The organism is Pseudomonas sp. CJQ_9, from assembly GCF_043106615.1.
GTDB classification, from domain to species: Bacteria; Pseudomonadota; Gammaproteobacteria; order Pseudomonadales; family Pseudomonadaceae; genus Aquipseudomonas; species Aquipseudomonas juntendi.
Window position 1 is genome coordinate 97,995 of record NZ_JBICMS010000090.1, and the last position, 16,820, is coordinate 114,814.

Below are 16,820 nucleotides of genomic sequence, written 5' to 3' on the forward strand. Positions count from 1 at the left end.
TCGACCCTACGGGCGCCGACACCGGCGCGCCCCTGCCCCTCACCTGCCGGCACCGACGCATTCCCACCGCGCATAAAAAAGCCCCGGCTCGAAAGAGCCGGGGCTTTTTACACCGCTACAACAGCAATCAGCCGTTGAACACGTCATCCACGCTCTTGAGCGGGTAGTGCTTTGGATACGGCAGGGTAGCAACGCCAGACTCGATGGCAGCCTTGGCCACGGCGTCGGAAACGACGGTGATCAGGCGGGCATCCAGCGGCTTCGGAATGATGTACTCACGGCCGAACTCCAGCGCTTGCACGCCGTAGGCATCGCACACTTCCTTAGGTACCGGCAGCTTGGCCAGGTCTTTCAGGGCGATGGCCGCAGCGATTTTCATTTCTTCGTTGATGCGCTTGGCGCGTACGTCCAGGGCACCACGGAAGATGAACGGGAAGCCCAGTACGTTGTTGACCTGGTTCGGGTAGTCCGAACGGCCGGTGGCCATGATCACGTCGTTGCGGGTGGCGTGAGCCAGCGCTGGCGAAATTTCCGGATCAGGGTTGGAGCAGGCGAACACGATCGGGTTGGCCGCCATCGACTTCAGGCCTTCCGCGCTCAGCAGATTCGGGCCGGACAGGCCAACGAACACGTCGGCACCGTCCAGGGCGTCGGCCAGGGTGCGCTTGTCGGTCGCATGGGCGAACTGAGCCTTGTACTGGTTCAGGTCGTCACGGCCAGCGTGGATCACGCCGCTGCGGTCGATCATGTAGATGTTCTCGACCTTGGCACCCATGCTCACCAGCAACTTCATGCAGGAGATGGCAGCTGCACCGGCACCCAGGCACACGATCTTGGCTTCTTCGAGCTTCTTGCCGGCGATTTCCAGGGCGTTGATCATGCCGGCCGCAGTAACGATGGCGGTACCGTGCTGGTCATCGTGGAACACCGGAATGTCGCACTGCTCGATCAGCGTGCGCTCGATCTCGAAGCACTCTGGCGCCTTGATATCTTCGAGGTTGATGCCACCGAAGGTGATCGAGATGCGGCGAACGGTGTCGATGAATGCTTGCGGGCTTTCCGATTCGACTTCGATGTCGAATACGTCGATACCTGCGAAACGCTTGAACAGAACGCCCTTGCCTTCCATGACCGGCTTGGAAGCCAGTGGGCCGAGGTCACCCAGACCGAGGATGGCAGTGCCATCGGAAATCACCGCAACCAGGTTGCCTTTGCCGGTGTATTTGTATGCCAGCTCTGGATCCCGGCCAATTTCACGCACCGGCTCGGCAACACCTGGGCTGTAGGCCAGGGCAAGGTCACGGGCAGTGGCAGTTGGCTTGGAAAGTTCGACGCTCAGTTTCCCCGGGCGAGGTTGAGCGTGATATTCGAGAGCGGCAGTTTTCAGGTCTGACATGGTGGGCATTCCGCTATTTACTGTTCTGACGGACCGCCGAGGATACGCAAAGAGCCGGGTAGTCACAAGACTGGTCGGTCACTTGTGTCAAGGCCTTTAGCCTACGACTTTCCGCTAAAACCCACGGGGGCATACGGCTAACAGTGTGTACAATCCAATAGCGAACTGTCTACATTTTTTAGCCAGAAGTACGCGCCAGCATGCTTGGGTCGGTCAGTGGCAATACCCAGCGCCGCTGCCCTGGCTTGAGGCCACCCTTACGGGAACGGTCCACCACCCAGCCACGCACCTCGACCTGGCGCCCTTTGAGGTTAGCGAAGAAACTGGCCGGGAAGTTACGCTGCAGACGAGCGGAGACCTGCACCACCACCGCACGGTCAAGGTTCAACCAGACACCACCACGGTTGCGTTCGATGCTCATGATTTGGCCACTGAGCACAGCAAAACCGGGCTGCCTGACGGCGTCTGCCGGCACCACGGGCGACTGCCGCCAGAGGCCGGCACCGGCCTGGCGTGCTGCCTGCTCGGCGCGTTGCTGGCAGGCACTGAGGCGCACATTGGGGGCGACGGCCACCCGGTAGCCCAAGCCTTCACTGAGCAATTGTGCTTCGAGATTGTCGCCATTACGGCCATAAATGTGCGCCAGTGTGCGTCCATACTTGTCTTTGGCTTGCACACCTGGCACCAGCCCGATACGCCCGCCACTGGCCTTGACCAACGCCTGCAGGCGCCGCTTGGCAGCTTCGGCATAGGGCTCGCTGCTACGCCCCTTGCGACCGATCTCCGGCGTGTTGATGCCGATCAGCCGCACACTGCGGCCATCCACCAGACGCACGGTGTCGCCGTCGACCACCTGCCGCACCCGAACCTGCTCGGGTTTGACCGGCACCGGGCAGAAGGCCTGGGCCGGCAAATGCCAGATCGCACCCACAAAAAAGGCGCCCACGAGGGGCGCCTTTTTCAGCAACAATGCGAAGCCCGAAGGACTCGCCATGCGCATGATTACTTCTTGGTACCGAACATACCGAAGCGGTCGGCGAACTTCTGTACGCGGCCACCGGTGTCCAGGACTTTCTGCTTACCGGTGTAGAACGGGTGGCACAGGTTGCAAACGTCGATCGACAGGGTGCTGCCCAGGGTCGAACGGGTTTCGAACTTGTTACCGCAGCTGCAGGTGACTGCAACAGCTTCGTAGTTCGGGTGGATACCTTCTTTCATGGTCACTTCCTCGAGCTGCGTGCCGCCACCCAACACCAATTGTTGAATACCGCACGTAATTAGGCGGCGAATAATACCAGAGCACACCGTCAGTGCAAGATGTCGCTTGCACCGACCGTCGTCTGCTAGGCTCGCCAGTTCTTGTAATGCCCTCCGAGACTTTCTGCGTGTCCGACGTCATCCTGCGCCTTGCCCTGCCCTCGCCGTTGCGGCGCCTGTTCGACTACAAGGCGCCAGCGAGCATGGCGCGCCAGGCCCTGGCCCCGGGGATGCGCATTCGCGTGCCCTTTGGGCGACGCGAAATGATCGGCGTACTGGTCGAAGTGTGCGCGCAGAGCGAGGTGCCCGCCGACAAGCTGAAGCCGGCCAGCGCCTTGCTCGACCCGGTATCCCCGATTCCGCCTTCGCTGTTCAAGCTGTGCCTGTGGACCGCGCAGTACTACCAGCACAGCCTGGGTGACACCTTGAGCTGGGCCTTGCCCACGCTACTGCGCCAGGGCGAGCCCGCAGAAATGCGCCAGGAGCGCTTTTGGCACATTGCCCCCGACGCCCGCCTGGACGACCCGCGCATCGCCCGGGCACCGCGCCAGCGCGATGCCCTCAAGACCCTGGCGCAGCACCCGCACGGGGTGGCGCATAGCCTGCTGGCCAAGCTCAACCTGAACAAGGACAGCCTCGACCTGCTGCTGGCCAAGGAACTGGTGCAGATCGAGGTCCGCCGCCAGAAGCCGGGCTCGCGCCACGAACACTGGCTGGCACAACCGGAGCTGCCGCTCAATGACGAGCAACGCGATGCCTTCGAGGCGGTGTGCGAGGGCTTCGGCGGTTTTGCGGCCTTCCTGCTGGCCGGCGTGACCGGCAGCGGCAAGACCGAAGTGTATCTGCAACTGATCCGCGAAACCCTTGAGGCCGGCAAGCAGGCGCTGGTACTGATCCCGGAGATCAACCTCGGCCCGCAAACCCTGGCGCGCTTCGAGCAACGCTTCAACGCCCGGATCGCCTTGCTGCATTCGGCGGTGAATGACCGCGACCGCCTGGACGCCTGGCTGGCGGCACGCGATGGCGAAGCCGACATCATCATCGGCACCCGTTCGGCCCTGTTCACGCCCATGAAAAACCCTGGCCTGATCATCATCGACGAAGAACACGACGGCTCTTATAAACAGCAGGAAGGTCTGCGCTACCATGCCCGCGACCTGGCGCTGGTGCGGGCGCACCAGGAGAACATTCCGATCCTGCTCGGCTCCGCCACGCCCTCGCTGGAAACCTTGCACAACGCCCTCACCGGCCGCTACCGCCTGTTGCGCATGAATCAGCGCGCGGGCGGCGCACGCCCACCGCGCATGCTGCGCCTGGATGTCAAAAGCCTGCCGCTGGACAGTGGCATCAGCGGCCCCCTGCAGCAAGCCATCCGCCTTACACTGGAAGCCGGCCAGCAGGTGCTGGTGTTCCTCAACCGCCGCGGCTTCGCCCCGACGCTGCTGTGCCACGATTGCGGCTGGCTGTCGGAGTGCCCGCGCTGCGACGCGCGCATGACCGTGCACCAGCGCTCCGGGGTGTTGCGCTGCCACCACTGCGGCTATGACGAACGCCTGCCACACCAGTGCCCCCAGTGCGACCACGTCGACCTGCGCCCGGTCGGTGCGGGCACCGAACGCGCCGAGGAACGCCTGAAAGTGCTGTTCCCGGACTACCCGATTCTGCGCGTGGACCGCGACAGCACGGCGCGCAAGGACGCCATGCACCAGCTGGTCAGTACCATCCAGAAAGGCCAGCCGAGCATTCTTGTCGGTACCCAGATGCTTGCCAAAGGGCACCATTTCCCGCGGGTAACCCTGGTGGCCATCCTCGATGCCGACGGGGGGCTTTTCTCGGGCGACTTCCGCGCCAGCGAGCGCATGGCGCAACTGATCGTGCAGGTCGCCGGGCGCGCCGGGCGTGCCGAGGAACCGGGCAAGGTCATCATCCAGACCCACCTGGCCGATCACCCGCTGCTGGTGCAACTGACCGAACAAGGCTACTTCGCCTTTGCCGAACAGGCCCTGGACGAACGCCGTGCCGCCGGGCTGCCACCCTACTCGCACCTGGCCTTGCTGCGCGCAGAAGCGCACAAGCCGGGGCAGGCTGAAGGTTTTCTGGACGAGGCCTGCGCCGCCGCCGAGCGCCTGGTCGCCGAACAGCGGCTGCCAGGCATCGAGCTGCTGGGCCCGGTTCCAGCCCCCATGGAGCGCCGCGCCGGGCGTTTCCGCGCGCAGTTGTTGATACAGGCCAACACCCGGGCGCCTTTGCATCGACTGATCAGTGCCTGGTTGCTAGTGTTGGAGCAGATGCCAAGCGGGCGCCAGGTACGTTGGTCGCTGGATGTCGACCCGGTTGACCTTTATTGAGCTGCAAGCTGCAAGCTGCAAGCTGCAAGCTGCAAGCTGCAAGCTGCAAGCTGCAAGCAAGAGCGGAACAGGGCCAGGCGCTGCAACCAAGCTTTTTCTTGCGACTTGCTACTTGCGACTTGCTACTCGCGACTTCCAACGTGAAGCCCAAAGGTTGGCAACCCGCTCCCAGGCACGGATAATGCCCAGTTTTTCCACCTGCGCATCCAAGCGCTGCACCGCGCTTGCGGTCGAAAAGAGACCCCCATGAAAGACACCATTCGCCAGCTGATCCAGCAAGCCCTCACCCAACTCGTCACCGACGGTGTGCTGCCTGAAGGGCTGTCGCCGGCGATCCAGGTGGAAAACGCCCGGGACAAGACCCACGGCGACTTCGCCAGCAATATCGCGATGATGCTGGCCAAGCCGGCCGGCATGAAGCCGCGCGACCTGGCGGAAAAACTGATCAACGCCCTGCCGGCCAGCGCCGATATCAGCAAGGTCGAGATCGCAGGCCCAGGCTTCCTCAATTTCTTCCAGAACACCGACGCCCTGGCCAACCGCCTGGACGCTGCCCTGGCCGACGCCCACCTGGGCGCGCGCAAGGCCGGCCCGGCGCAAAAAGTGGTGGTCGACCTGTCGGCCCCCAACCTGGCCAAAGAGATGCACGTCGGCCACCTGCGCTCGACCATCATCGGTGACAGCGTGGCGCGGGTGCTGGAGTTCTTGGGCGACACCGTCATCCGCCAGAACCACGTGGGCGACTGGGGCACCCAGTTCGGCATGTTGATGGCCTACCTGCAGGAAAACCCGATCACCAGCGATGAGCTGTCGGACCTGGAAAACTTCTACCGCGCGGCCAAGAAGCGTTTCGACGAGTCCGAGGCATTCGCCACCCGTGCCCGCGGCCTGGTGGTCAAGCTGCAGGCCGGTGACCCGGAATGCCTGGCCCTGTGGACACGCTTCAAGGACATTTCGCTGTCGCACTGCCAAAAGACGTATGAACTGCTCAACGTCAAGCTGACCATGGCGGACGTGATGGGTGAAAGCGCCTACAACGACGACCTGGCCAATGTCGTGGCGGACCTCAAGGCCCAGGGCCTGCTGGTCGAAGACCAGGGCGCCCAGTGCGTGTTCCTCGACGAGTTCAAGAACAGCGACGGCGACCCGCTGCCAGTGATCGTGCAGAAGGCCGACGGCGGTTACCTGTACGCCACCACCGACCTGGCCGCCGTGCGCTACCGCAGCAACGTGCTCAAGGCCGACCGTGCCCTGTACTTCGTCGACCAGCGCCAGGCCCTGCACTTCAACCAGGTGTTCGAAGTGGCCCGCCGCGCAGGCTTCGTCGGCCACCCGATGCAAATGGAGCACATGGGCTTCGGCACCATGAACGGCGCCGATGGCCGCCCGTTCAAAACCCGCGACGGCGGCACCGTGAAGCTGATCGACCTGCTGACCGAGGCCAAGGAACGGGCCTACGCACTGGTCAAGGAAAAGAACCCGAGCCTGGCCGACGACGAACTTCGCCGCATCGGCGAAGTGGTGGGCATTGGTGCGGTGAAATACGCCGACCTGTCCAAACACCGCACCAGCGACTACAGCTTCAACTTCGAGCTGATGCTCAACTTCGAAGGCAATACCGCGCCTTACCTGCTGTACGCCTACACCCGTGTTGCTGGCGTGTTCCGCAAGCTGGGCAAGCGCTTTGACCAAGCCGATGGCAAGATCGGGCTGCAGGCCGCCCACGAGCAGGACCTGGCCGCACGCCTGGCGCAGTTTGGCGAAACCCTGAACAGCGTTGCCGAGAAAGGCACACCGCACGTGCTGTGCAGCTACCTGTACGACCTCGCCGGCCTGTTCTCCAGCTTCTACGAGAACTGCCCGATCCTCGCCGCTGAAACCTCCGAGCAGCAACAGAGCCGCCTGCGCCTGGCCGCCCTGACTGGCCGCACCCTCAAACAAGGTCTGGAACTGCTCGGCCTGGAAACCCTGGAGCGCATGTAAGTTGGCTGCCAAGAAAAAACCCGCACCCAAACGCGGCGCCAGCCGCCAGACAGCGCCAGCCAAACAGCCGATCCCCGGCTGGGTATGGCTGGCGGTCGGCCTGACCGTTGGCGCGTTCATCGTGTTCCTGATGAAGCTCGAACCCGGCGGCGATGACATCAAGCGGGCCAAACCCGAGCAGCAAAAGGCCGACAAAGTGGCCGAAGCCAGCAAGCCTGCCCAGGCCACACCGCAACAGCCGGTGAAACCCAAGTACGACTTCTACACCTTGCTGCCAGAGTCGGAAGTCATCGTGCCGCCAGAGGCCGTACCGGAGAAAACACCCCCGGTTCCGGCCCAGCCGGTCACACCGGTTACCCCCGCTGAAGCGGCGAAAATCGACACGGCGCGGGCCCAGGCAGCACTGCTTGGCCAAACCCCGCCTCCGGCCCCGCCAGTGATCAAGCCGGCAGCGACCACCCAGTACTTCCTGCAGGCGGGCTCGTTCCGCAAACAGGCCGACGCCGACAAGGTGCGGGCCCAGATCATTCTGCTGGGCCAGTCAGTGAAGGTGGAGTCGGGTACGGTCAAGGAAGAAACCTGGTACCGCGTGATGGTCGGGCCGTTCAGCAACCGCGAACAGCTGACCGGTGCGCAGAAACAGCTCGCCGGCGCTGGTTTCGCCAACCTGTTGCTGCAACAGCGCCAGACCCGCCAGTAACCTTTGAAGGGGCGCTGTGCGCCCCGGTCAGACTTGAGCCGCCCCAGTGCCGCGGCTTACCTTGCGACAGGGCTGCAAAGCAGCCCTTGCCCTCTCAGCCCCGCCCCGCGTTGCGCTCGGACACCTGGCTATTGAGTGTCCAGAAGTCGTACAGCACCCCTACCAGGAACAGGCCACCGGTCAGGAAGTAGATGATCGCGGTCACCCACTTGCCCTGATACAGCCGGTGCAGGCCGAACACGCCGAGGAACGTCAGCAGGACCCAGGCGATGTTGTAGTCGATGCGCCCAGACTGGAACCTCAGGTCGGCCTCACGGTCCATGGACGGGATCAGAAACAGGTCGATCAGCCAGCCGATACCCAGCAGGCCGAAGGTGAAGAACCAGAGGGTGCCGGTTACCGGCTTGCCGTAGTAGAAACGATGTGACCCGGTGAAGCCGAAAATCCACAGCAGATAACCGATGGTCTTGCTGTGCGTGTCGTGGTAGGGCGTTCCCTGTTGATAACTGTTCATGCCTAGCCCTCGTGGGTTATGGGAAAATTTTCTAAGAAAAAATGTGACTTTTTCGTCACAGGCCGACGTATGGCACCGTGCCAATCGACCAACGGATCATAAATTGATCAAAAAGCTGTTATAAAGTTGCGCGCCCAACACATAACTATTCACAAGAGCTTCATCTATGCCGCCTTTACTCAAGACATGGCTGACCCTCTGCCTATTATTGCCCCTGGCCGCCCACGCCACCAATCGTGAGCAACGTCTTCCCAATGGTTTCACCGGCTACACCAGCAATGCCGCCGTGAGGCATGCAGCGGTCAAGCAGACTGCGCCCCATGCTCGCACTGTCAGCGCCGCCAGCACCCGCGGTAGCAAGGTGGCCGCGATGTCGCCCAAGCAGAGCAGCGATGTGCTCAGCCGCGCGGTCAATGTACTCGGTACACCCTACGTTTGGGGTGGTAGCAGCCCGAAAAAGGGTTTTGACTGCAGTGGCCTTGTCAAGTACGCCTTCAACGACGTGGCCAACGTAGACCTGCCACGCACGTCCAATGCCATGGCCCAGGGCCATGGGGTGAAAGTGGCCAAGGGCGAGTTGAAGCCGGGGGACCTGATCTTCTTCAACATCAAAAGCCGCCGGGTGAATCACGTTGCCATCTATCTGGGCAACGACCGTTTCATCCACGCGCCCCGGCGCGGCAAGCGGGTGAGCATCGACAACCTGAGCAAGCCTTACTGGCAGAAGCATTACGTGGTCGCCAAACGGGTGTTGCCGAAAGAGCAGCAGCTGAGCCTGGCCAAGCGCTAAGCTTTTTCCACCTGTAATGGCGCGATCGCCGGCAAGCCAGCTCCCCCACAAATCTGTAGAACTGTGGTGAACCTGTGGGAGATCACACAGCCCTACGGGCTGCGCTGTCGCACAGAGAACTCGATTCGTAACCGCGACGCGGCCTGTGTGGGAGCGGGCGTGCCCGCGAAGAAGGAGACGCGGTGGCAGGCACCGGCTACGCCGGTGTTCGCGGGCACGCCCGCTCCCACAAAGACCCCGCTAAATCAATAAGTTATGTACTGTTCTATGAGAGCTGGCTTGCCGGCGATAAGGCCTGTAGAGGCACTATAAATCGTCAACCAGGCCCCTCTCTCGCAACCCACACAATGCCCCTTCCATCGTCCGCATCCCTTGCGCACCACCCGCCTGCATCACCGAACACAACTGCGCCATCCGCCCCTCGCGCACCAGGTTGCGCACCGCCGGCGTCGCCACCAACACTTCCCGCGCTGCAACCCGCCCACCGCCCACGCGGCGTACCAGCACCTGCGCCACCACCATTTGCAACGACTCCGCCAGCATCGCCCGCACCAACGGCTTTTCATCGGCCGCAAATACCTCCACCAGCCGCTCGATGCTGCTGGCCGCCGAGCGCGCATGTACCGTCGCCAGCACCAGGTGCCCCGTCTCAGCCGCTTGTAAGGCCAGGCGAATGGTCTGCAGGTCGCGCAACTCGCCGATCATGATCACGTCCGGGTCCTGGCGCAGCGCGCTGCGTAGCCCCTGGGCAAAGCCGCTGCTGTGGCAACCAACCTCACGCTGGTTGACCAGACTACGCTGGCTGCTGTGGATAACTTCAACAGGGTCTTCCAGGGTAATGATGTGCAGCGCTTTTTTGCGGTTCAGCTGGTCCAGCAACGTTGCCAGTGTGCTGGACTTGCCACTGCCGGTCGGCCCACCCACCAGCACCAGGCCATCGCGGTACTGGACCACAGCTTGAAACACATCGGTCAGCGCTAGCTCATCCAGCGTAGCGATACGCCCTGGGATCAGGCGGAAGGTCGCCGCAGGCCCATTCAGCTGACGAAACAGGTTCACGCGAAAGCGCCCAAGAGCAGGCAGCGCCAGCGCCAGGTCCAGTTCATCCCCCTGCGCCCACTGCTCGCGCTGCGTGTCATCAAGCAGGGTTGCCATGCCCTCGCGCAAGGCGCCCGCGGCGAGCGGCGGCATGGCCATGCGCTGCAGCTCGCCATCCAGGCGCAGCATGGGTGCCTGGCCGGCCGCCAGGTGCAGGTCCGAAGCCCGCACCGCCACGGCACGTGCCAACAGGTCGGTCACATCCATGAGACTCCCCAAAGGCTTTCAAGTAGGTAGAATGCGGCAAAACCAACACTAGCCGGCCACCCTCCATGTCCACCCTAGCAGACAACCTTTCCGCGATTTCCGCCCGTATCGCCAGTGCTGCACAGGCAGCCGGGCGTGAGCCGGCCAGCGTCCAACTGCTGGCCGTGAGCAAAACCAAGCCAGCCGCTGCGATCCGCGAGCTGTACGCCGCTGGCGTGCGCGATTTCGGGGAAAATTACCTACAGGAAGCCCTGACAAAGCAGCAGACACTCGGCGATTTGCCCTTGATCTGGCACTTCATTGGCCCCATTCAATCGAACAAGACCAAAGCCATTGCCGAGCATTTCGACTGGGTGCATTCCGTGGACCGCCTGAAAATCGCCCAACGCCTTTCAGAACAGCGCCCTGCCGGGCTGGCACCGCTGAACATATGCCTACAGGTGAACGTCAGTGGCGAAGACAGCAAGTCCGGCTGCGCTGCCGCTGAACTGCCGGCCTTGGCCAAGGCCGTGGCGGCCCTGCCCAACCTGCGCCTGCGCGGGCTGATGGCGATCCCCGAACCCACCGACGAGCGCGCCGCTCAGGAGGCCGCGTTCGCCAGCCTGCGTAACCTGCTGGAACAGCAGCACCTGGGGCTGGACACCTTGTCCATGGGCATGAGCCACGACTTGGAAGCGGCCATTGCACAAGGTGCGACCTGGGTACGCATCGGTACCGCCCTGTTCGGCGCCCGCGCCCCACTCAATCCCGGCCAGGGCTGATTGCATGCTTTACTCACTCTTTTCCACAAGGACCTGACATGAGCAAGACTCGTATTGCCTTTATCGGCGCCGGCAACATGGCCGCCAGCCTGATCGGAGGTCTGCGTGCCCAGGGCCTGGACGCCTCGCAGATTCGCGCCAGCGATCCGGGCGCCGAGACCCGCAGCCGCATCCAGGCCGAACACGGCATCCAAACCTTCGAGGACAATGCCCAGGCCATCGACGGTGCCGACGTGATCGTGCTGGCGGTCAAGCCGCAGGTCATGAAAGCGGTGTGCCAGGCCTTGCAAGCCAGCCTGCGCGATGGCCAACTCATCGTTTCCATCGCTGCCGGCATCACCTGCGCCAGCCTGCAAAGCTGGGTGGGCGCGCGCCCCGTGGTGCGCTGCATGCCCAACACGCCGGCGCTCCTGCGCCAGGGCGTGAGCGGCCTGTACGCCACCGCCGAGGTGTCCGCCGCACAGCGCCAGCAGGCCGAGCAACTGCTGTCGGCGGTAGGCACGGCGCTGTGGCTTGAGCAGGAACAGCAACTGGACGCCGTGACCGCGGTTTCCGGCAGCGGCCCGGCCTACTTCTTCCTGCTGATAGAAGCCATGACTGCCGCAGGCGAAAAGCTTGGGCTGCCGCGTGAAACCGCCTCTCAACTGACCCTGCACACGGCCTTGGGCGCTGCACGCATGGCGGTCGCCAGCGATGTCGACGCCGCCGAACTGCGCCGCCGTGTCACCTCGCCCGCCGGCACCACTGAAGCGGCGATCAAGTCGTTCCAGGCCAGCGGCTTCGAAGCGATCGTCGAGCAGGCCCTGCAGGCTGCCGCGACGCGCTCCGCGGAACTGGCCGAACAACTGGGCAAATAAGGAGTTATCGATGAATGCACTCTCCGGCGCCGCGATCTTCGTGGTGCAAACCTTGGTCAGCCTGTACCTGGTGATCGTGCTGCTGCGCTTCGTGCTGCAGCTGGTCAAGGCCAATTTCTACAACCCGCTGTGCCAGTTCGCGGTGCGCGCCACCCAGCCGCTGCTCAAGCCGATCCGCCGCATCATCCCCAGCGTGGGCGGCCTGGACACCTCGTCGCTGCTGCTGTCGGTGCTGATCCAAGCGCTGCTGATGGCCTTCGTGCTGATGGTCACCTACGGCACCTTCGGTGACGTCCTGCACCTGCTGATGTGGGCGATCATCGGTATTACCTCGCTGTTCCTGAAGATTTTCTGGGTGGCGATGATCGTCATGGTGATCGTTTCCTGGGTTGCGCCCAACAGCCACAACCCGGCCGCCGAACTGGCCTACCAGATCAGCGAACCGGTGCTGGCCCCCTTCCGCCGCATCGTGCCCAACCTGGGCGGCATGGACATTTCGCCGATCTTCGCCTTCCTGGCGATCCAGGTGATCCAGTCGTTCGTCATGCCGCCGCTGGCTGCCTACGCCGGCATGCCCCAGGAGCTGTGGCGCATGATCTGACCCCGCATGCACCCGGCGGCAAGCCTTTGCTTGCCGCTGGGGGTAGCGCTCTTTAGACTTACGCCTCCGTCAAGCGTGAGCAGGGTCGATGTCCACTGTCTTTCCCGAAGATTCCGTCGGTCTGGTAGTACCGCAAACCGCCCGGTTCGATGAACCGCTGGCGCTGGCCTGCGGCCGCTCCCTGGCCGGTTACGAGCTGGTCTACGAGACCTACGGCACCCTCAATGCCAGCGCGAGCAACGCCGTGCTGATCTGCCATGCGCTGTCTGGCCACCACCATGCCGCCGGCTACCATGCCGCCACCGACCGCAAACCGGGTTGGTGGGACAGCTGCATCGGCCCTGGCAAGCCCATCGATACCAACCGTTTCTTCGTGGTCAGCCTGAACAACCTCGGCGGTTGCAACGGCAGCACCGGCCCCAGCAGCGTCAACCCGGCCACCGGCAAACCCTACGGCGCCGAGTTTCCGGTACTGACCGTGGAAGACTGGGTGCACAGCCAGGCGCGCCTGGCCGATCGCCTGGGCATCCAGCAGTGGGCAGCCATCGTTGGCGGTAGCCTGGGTGGCATGCAGGCGCTGCAGTGGACCATGACCTACCCGGAGCGCGTGCGCCACTGCGTCGACATCGCCTCGGCACCGAAACTGTCGGCGCAGAACATCGCCTTCAACGAAGTGGCACGCCAGGCCATCCTCACCGACCCCGAGTTCCACGGCGGTTCGTTCCAGGACCAGGGCGTGATCCCCAAGCGGGGCTTGATGCTGGCGCGCATGGTCGGCCACATCACCTACCTGTCCGATGACTCGATGGGTGAAAAATTCGGCCGCGAGCTCAAGAGCGACAAGCTCAACTATGACTTTCACAGCGTCGAGTTCCAGGTCGAGAGCTACCTGCGCTACCAGGGGGAGGAGTTTTCCGGGCGGTTCGATGCCAACACCTACCTGCTGATGACCAAGGCGCTGGACTACTTCGACCCCGCTGCCGCTCACGGCGGCGACCTGGCAGCCACCCTGGCCAACGTCAAGGCAGACTACTGCATCATGTCGTTCACCACCGACTGGCGCTTCTCCCCCGCCCGTTCGCGGGAGATCGTCGACGCCCTGATGGCAGCACGCAAGAACGTCTGCTACCTGGAGATCGACTCACCTTATGGGCACGATGCCTTCTTGATCCCCACACCTCGCTACATGCAGGGTTTCTCGAACTACATGAACCGCATTGCCATCTGAGGACAGCATGAGAGCCGATCTGGAAATCATCCACGACTGGATCCCCGCCGGCAGCCGGGTACTCGACCTGGGCTGCGGCAGCGGCGAACTGCTGGCCTCGCTGCGTGACCGCAAGCAGGTCACCGGCTATGGCCTGGAGATCGACCCCGACAATATCGCCGCCTGCGTGGCCAAGGGTGTGAACGTCATCGAGCAAGACCTGGACAAAGGCCTGGGCAACTTCGCCAGCAACAGTTTTGACGTGGTGATCATGACGCAGGCCCTGCAGGCCGTGGAGTACCCCGATCGCATCCTCGACGAGATGCTGCGCGTGGGCCGCCAGTGCATCATCACCTTCCCCAACTTCGGGCACTGGCGTTGCCGCTGGTACCTGGCGACCAAAGGCCGCATGCCGGTATCGGACTTCATGCCCTATACCTGGTACAACACACCGAACATTCACTTCTGCACCTTCGCCGACTTTGAAGAGCTGGTGCATGAGCGCCGGGCCAAGGTGCTCGACCGCCTGGCGGTCGACCACCTGCACCGCAATGGGTGGGGTGGCCGGCTTTGGCCTAATCTTCTGGGTGAGATCGGCATCTACCGCGTCAGCAGCCCGAGCCTGCAAGAGCACCAGCTCGCGGTCTGACACACACCGGAGGAAGCGCCCATGCGTCGCCCCGTGCGCAGCAGCCCGCTAGGGTTCAAGCAGATTATCGAAACCGGCGGCATCAGCAACTCCATCAGTTTCAACCAGGAAGTGTTCCCAGGCGAATGATGAATTTCCAGCAACTCGTATTGGCCAGCCACAACGCCGGCAAACTCAAGGAACTCCAGGCCATGCTCGGCCAATCGGTGCAACTGCGCTCGATTGGCGAATTCAGCCAGGTAGAGCCAGAAGAAACTGGCTTGTCGTTCGTCGAAAACGCCATCCTCAAGGCGCGCAACGCTGCACGTATTTCCGGCCTGCCGGCCTTGGCCGACGATTCCGGCCTGGCCGTGGACTTCCTCGGCGGTGCGCCGGGCATCTACTCGGCGCGCTATGCCGATGGCAAGGGTGACGCGGCAAACAATGCCAAGCTGCTCGACGCGCTGAAAGATGTGCCAGAAGCCGAGCGCGGTGCACAGTTCGTCTGTGTGCTGGCACTGGTCCGCCACGCGGATGACCCGCTCCCGATCCTCTGCGAGGGCCTGTGGCAAGGGCGCATTCTGTTCCAGGCCAGTGGCGAGCATGGCTTCGGCTACGACCCGCTGTTCTGGGTGCCCGAACGCAACTGCTCCAGCGCCGACCTGGCACCTGTGGACAAGAACCAGCTCAGCCACCGCGCCCGCGCCATGGCCCTGCTGCGCCAACGCCTGGGCCTGGCATGATCGCAACGCTGGCTACCCCTGGCGCGGCGGGCTTTACCAGCCTGCCGCCGCTGGCGCTGTACATCCACATTCCGTGGTGCGTGCGCAAATGCCCTTACTGCGACTTCAACTCCCACGCGGCCGGCCCTGAGCTGCCGGAAGACGCCTACGTCGCGGCGCTGTTGACCGACCTGGACCAGGAGCTGGCGGCGGTGCAAGGCAGGCCGATCAGCTCGATCTTCTTCGGTGGCGGTACGCCCAGCCTGTTCAGTGCAGGCTCCCTGGGCCGCCTGCTGCGCGGCGTGGAGCAGCGCATACCGTTCGCAGCAGACATCGAGATCACCCTGGAGGCCAACCCGGGCACCTTCGAGCAGGACAAGTTCAAGGCCTACCGGCAAACCGGCATCAATCGCCTGTCCATTGGCGTGCAGAGCTTTCAGCCGGCCAAGCTGCAGGCCCTTGGGCGCATCCACAATGGTGACGAAGCTGTCCGAGCCGCCGGCATGGCGCGCGCGGCCGGCTTCGATAACTTCAACATGGACCTCATGCACGGCCTGCCCGATCAGTCGCTGGAAGACGCCCTGGGCGACCTGCGCCAAGCCATGGACCTGGGGCCCACTCACCTGTCGTGGTACCAACTGACCGTCGAGCCCAACACGGTATTCTGGAACCAGCCGCCGGAGCTGCCCGAGGACGACATTCTCTGGGACATCCAAGAAGCCGGCCAGGCGCTGATGGCCGAGCATGGTTTTCGCCAGTACGAGGTCTCGGCCTATGCTCAGGCTGGCCGCGCTGCGCGGCATAACCTCAACTACTGGCGTTTTGGCGACTTCATCGGCATCGGCGCCGGCGCCCACGGCAAACTGACCTTCGCTGACGGCCGCATCCTGCGCACCTGGAAGACTCGTTTGCCCAAGGACTACCTGAACCTGGCCAAACCGTACAAGGCCGGTGAGAAGCTGCTGCCAGTTGACGAGTTGCCGTTCGAGTTCCTGATGAACGCCCTGCGCCTGACCGATGGTGTGGAAGCCCAGCTGTTCACCCAGCGCACCGGCTTGCCGCTGGAGCAGTTGCGCGAAGCCCGTCGGGCAGCCGAACAAAAGGGCCTTTTGCAGGTCGAACCGGATCGACTGGTGGCCACGCCAAGGGGCCAGCTATTCCTCAATGACCTGCTGCAGTATTTCTTGACCTAAGGATGACCCATGGATCTGGTACTTGATCTGCTCGCGACGGTTTCCCGCTGGAGCCGCGGCAACCTGTCAGAAATTTCGCTGGCCTTGGTAGGCTGCATGCTTGTGCTGTTCGGCAGCGACGTCAAAGGCTGGGCCGAACAACGGCTGGGCAGCCTGGCGGGCGCCCTGCGCGTACCGTTCATGGCGGTGATGGTGATGATCGGCAGCGGCGCGGCACTGATCTATGCCACACCCTGGGTGGTGAAGGGGCTGAGCCAGTTCAACAACTACGCCCTGGCGCCCGTGCTGCTGGTGGTCGTGGTGCTGATTGGCGTGGTGGCCGACCGGCGCGGCTGAAACACAGCCTGGGGCTGAACGCGTGTGGGAAATTCTGTCTTGCCCAGTTTCCAGAAGCTGGCGCGATCACTGTAGGAGCGGGTTTACCCGCGAAGAGGTCGGCACTGCCAGCAGAAGGCTTGAGATAGCCGGGGCTGCTTTGCAGCCCATCGCGACACAAGGCCGCTCCTACACCGATCGCGCTAGTTGATCAGCGCAGGAAACAAGCGGGGCGCAGATTCT

General features: G+C 63.3%; 17 protein-coding genes and 1 pseudogene. 13 read left to right on the forward strand and 5 right to left on the reverse strand.

Annotated features, from left to right (window positions below; genetic code table 11):
* Nucleotides 1-127 precede the first annotated feature (127 nt).
* The 3 genes from ACF8SD_RS18060 to rpmE form a co-directional block, all read right to left on the reverse strand.
* Nucleotides 128-1,396, reverse strand: coding sequence for a malic enzyme-like NAD(P)-binding protein (locus ACF8SD_RS18060; protein WP_173891415.1), 1,269 nt, complete (start codon nucleotides 1,394-1,396; stop codon nucleotides 128-130).
* Nucleotides 1,397-1,574: 178 nt separating this feature from the next.
* A complete protein-coding gene (locus ACF8SD_RS18065) occupies nucleotides 1,575-2,396 on the reverse strand; it encodes a thermonuclease family protein (protein WP_392484925.1) in 822 nt (273 codons plus the stop codon).
* A 2-nt stretch (nucleotides 2,397-2,398) separates the two neighbouring features.
* The gene (rpmE, locus tag ACF8SD_RS18070) at nucleotides 2,399-2,614 is read right to left on the reverse strand and encodes a 50S ribosomal protein L31 (protein ID WP_009684941.1); all 216 of its coding nucleotides are present in this window, start codon (nucleotides 2,612-2,614) and stop codon (nucleotides 2,399-2,401) included.
* A 167-nt stretch (nucleotides 2,615-2,781) separates the two neighbouring features.
* Here rpmE and ACF8SD_RS18075 point away from each other — a divergent pair, with 167 nt between their 5' ends.
* From ACF8SD_RS18075 to ACF8SD_RS18085, 3 genes are all read left to right on the forward strand, one after another.
* The gene (locus tag ACF8SD_RS18075; protein ID WP_392484926.1) at nucleotides 2,782-5,001 is read left to right on the forward strand and encodes a primosomal protein N'; all 2,220 of its coding nucleotides are present in this window, start codon (nucleotides 2,782-2,784) and stop codon (nucleotides 4,999-5,001) included.
* Between the two features lie 246 nt (nucleotides 5,002-5,247).
* Nucleotides 5,248-6,984, forward strand: a complete 1,737-nt coding sequence (argS, locus tag ACF8SD_RS18080) for an arginine--tRNA ligase (RefSeq protein WP_392484927.1) — start codon at nucleotides 5,248-5,250, stop codon at nucleotides 6,982-6,984.
* A gap of 1 nt (nucleotide 6,985) precedes the next feature.
* Nucleotides 6,986-7,684: an SPOR domain-containing protein gene (locus tag ACF8SD_RS18085; protein WP_047149606.1), complete on the forward strand. Its 699-nt coding sequence runs from the start codon at nucleotides 6,986-6,988 to the stop codon at nucleotides 7,682-7,684.
* A 94-nt stretch (nucleotides 7,685-7,778) separates the two neighbouring features.
* Here the strand turns inward: ACF8SD_RS18085 and ACF8SD_RS18090 are convergent, their stop codons facing one another.
* Nucleotides 7,779-8,198 (reverse strand): TM2 domain-containing protein, encoded by a 420-nt coding sequence (locus tag ACF8SD_RS18090; RefSeq protein ID WP_173891419.1) that lies wholly within the window; start codon nucleotides 8,196-8,198, stop codon nucleotides 7,779-7,781.
* A gap of 166 nt (nucleotides 8,199-8,364) precedes the next feature.
* Between ACF8SD_RS18090 and ACF8SD_RS18095 the strand changes: the two genes are divergently transcribed.
* Complete coding sequence (locus ACF8SD_RS18095) at nucleotides 8,365-8,988, forward strand: C40 family peptidase (RefSeq protein WP_009684936.1); 624 nt, start codon at nucleotides 8,365-8,367, stop codon at nucleotides 8,986-8,988.
* A 306-nt stretch (nucleotides 8,989-9,294) separates the two neighbouring features.
* On the opposite strand, the gene ACF8SD_RS18100 is transcribed toward ACF8SD_RS18095, so the two are convergent.
* Nucleotides 9,295-10,293 (reverse strand): type IV pilus twitching motility protein PilT, encoded by a 999-nt coding sequence (locus ACF8SD_RS18100; RefSeq protein WP_173891420.1) that lies wholly within the window; start codon nucleotides 10,291-10,293, stop codon nucleotides 9,295-9,297.
* Nucleotides 10,294-10,358: 65 nt separating this feature from the next.
* On the opposite strand from ACF8SD_RS18100, the gene ACF8SD_RS18105 reads away from it, so the two are divergent.
* The 9 genes and pseudogenes from ACF8SD_RS18105 to ACF8SD_RS18145 all read left to right on the forward strand — a co-directional run bounded on the left by ACF8SD_RS18105 (nucleotide 10,359) and on the right by ACF8SD_RS18145 (nucleotide 16,598).
* The gene (locus ACF8SD_RS18105; RefSeq protein WP_173891421.1) at nucleotides 10,359-11,054 is read left to right on the forward strand and encodes a YggS family pyridoxal phosphate-dependent enzyme; all 696 of its coding nucleotides are present in this window, start codon (nucleotides 10,359-10,361) and stop codon (nucleotides 11,052-11,054) included.
* Between the two features lie 38 nt (nucleotides 11,055-11,092).
* Nucleotides 11,093-11,911, forward strand: coding sequence for a pyrroline-5-carboxylate reductase (proC, locus tag ACF8SD_RS18110; protein WP_173891422.1), 819 nt, complete (start codon nucleotides 11,093-11,095; stop codon nucleotides 11,909-11,911).
* Nucleotides 11,912-11,921: 10 nt separating this feature from the next.
* A complete protein-coding gene (locus ACF8SD_RS18115; RefSeq protein ID WP_173891423.1) occupies nucleotides 11,922-12,512 on the forward strand; it encodes a YggT family protein in 591 nt (196 codons plus the stop codon).
* Between the two features lie 88 nt (nucleotides 12,513-12,600).
* Nucleotides 12,601-13,740: a homoserine O-acetyltransferase gene (locus ACF8SD_RS18120; protein WP_173891424.1), complete on the forward strand. Its 1,140-nt coding sequence runs from the start codon at nucleotides 12,601-12,603 to the stop codon at nucleotides 13,738-13,740.
* 7 nt (nucleotides 13,741-13,747) lie between these two features.
* The gene (metW, locus tag ACF8SD_RS18125) at nucleotides 13,748-14,368 is read left to right on the forward strand and encodes a methionine biosynthesis protein MetW (protein WP_009684928.1); all 621 of its coding nucleotides are present in this window, start codon (nucleotides 13,748-13,750) and stop codon (nucleotides 14,366-14,368) included.
* Between the two features lie 36 nt (nucleotides 14,369-14,404).
* Nucleotides 14,405-14,497, forward strand: a pseudogene (locus tag ACF8SD_RS18130) (DUF4426 domain-containing protein); the annotation flags it as partial.
* Nucleotides 14,494-15,090 carry an RdgB/HAM1 family non-canonical purine NTP pyrophosphatase gene (gene rdgB / locus ACF8SD_RS18135; protein WP_173891425.1) on the forward strand — a complete coding sequence of 199 codons (597 nt, stop codon included), beginning with the start codon at nucleotides 14,494-14,496 and terminating at the stop codon, nucleotides 15,088-15,090. The pseudogene ACF8SD_RS18130 and the gene rdgB, both read left to right, overlap by 4 nt.
* Nucleotides 15,087-16,262 carry a radical SAM family heme chaperone HemW gene (gene hemW, locus ACF8SD_RS18140; protein WP_392483509.1) on the forward strand — a complete coding sequence of 392 codons (1,176 nt, stop codon included), beginning with the start codon at nucleotides 15,087-15,089 and terminating at the stop codon, nucleotides 16,260-16,262. The genes rdgB and hemW overlap by 4 nt, the downstream gene beginning before the upstream one ends.
* 9 nt (nucleotides 16,263-16,271) lie before the next feature.
* Nucleotides 16,272-16,598: a DUF3392 family protein gene (locus ACF8SD_RS18145; RefSeq protein ID WP_173891427.1), complete on the forward strand. Its 327-nt coding sequence runs from the start codon at nucleotides 16,272-16,274 to the stop codon at nucleotides 16,596-16,598.
* The last annotated feature ends 222 nt before the right edge of the window (nucleotides 16,599-16,820 follow it).

Bases quoted from the DNA above. Each gene is read 5' to 3' on its own strand.
- ACF8SD_RS18060 (WP_173891415.1), bottom strand. From the start codon at position 1,396: ATGTCAGACCTGAAAACTGCCGCTCTCGAATATCACGCTCAACCTCGC.
- ACF8SD_RS18065 (WP_392484925.1), bottom strand. From the start codon at position 2,396: ATGCGCATGGCGAGTCCTTCGGGCTTCGCATTGTTGCTGAAAAAGGCG.
- rpmE (WP_009684941.1), bottom strand. From the start codon at position 2,614: ATGAAAGAAGGTATCCACCCGAACTACGAAGCTGTTGCAGTCACCTGC.
- argS (WP_392484927.1), top strand. From the start codon at position 5,248: ATGAAAGACACCATTCGCCAGCTGATCCAGCAAGCCCTCACCCAACTC.
- ACF8SD_RS18090 (WP_173891419.1), bottom strand. From the start codon at position 8,198: ATGAACAGTTATCAACAGGGAACGCCCTACCACGACACGCACAGCAAG.
- ACF8SD_RS18095 (WP_009684936.1), top strand. From the start codon at position 8,365: ATGCCGCCTTTACTCAAGACATGGCTGACCCTCTGCCTATTATTGCCC.
- ACF8SD_RS18100 (WP_173891420.1), bottom strand. From the start codon at position 10,293: ATGGATGTGACCGACCTGTTGGCACGTGCCGTGGCGGTGCGGGCTTCG.
- ACF8SD_RS18105 (WP_173891421.1), top strand. From the start codon at position 10,359: ATGTCCACCCTAGCAGACAACCTTTCCGCGATTTCCGCCCGTATCGCC.
- proC (WP_173891422.1), top strand. From the start codon at position 11,093: ATGAGCAAGACTCGTATTGCCTTTATCGGCGCCGGCAACATGGCCGCC.
- ACF8SD_RS18115 (WP_173891423.1), top strand. From the start codon at position 11,922: ATGAATGCACTCTCCGGCGCCGCGATCTTCGTGGTGCAAACCTTGGTC.
- ACF8SD_RS18120 (WP_173891424.1), top strand. From the start codon at position 12,601: ATGTCCACTGTCTTTCCCGAAGATTCCGTCGGTCTGGTAGTACCGCAA.
- metW (WP_009684928.1), top strand. From the start codon at position 13,748: ATGAGAGCCGATCTGGAAATCATCCACGACTGGATCCCCGCCGGCAGC.
- rdgB (WP_173891425.1), top strand. From the start codon at position 14,494: ATGATGAATTTCCAGCAACTCGTATTGGCCAGCCACAACGCCGGCAAA.
- hemW (WP_392483509.1), top strand. From the start codon at position 15,087: ATGATCGCAACGCTGGCTACCCCTGGCGCGGCGGGCTTTACCAGCCTG.
- ACF8SD_RS18145 (WP_173891427.1), top strand. From the start codon at position 16,272: ATGGATCTGGTACTTGATCTGCTCGCGACGGTTTCCCGCTGGAGCCGC.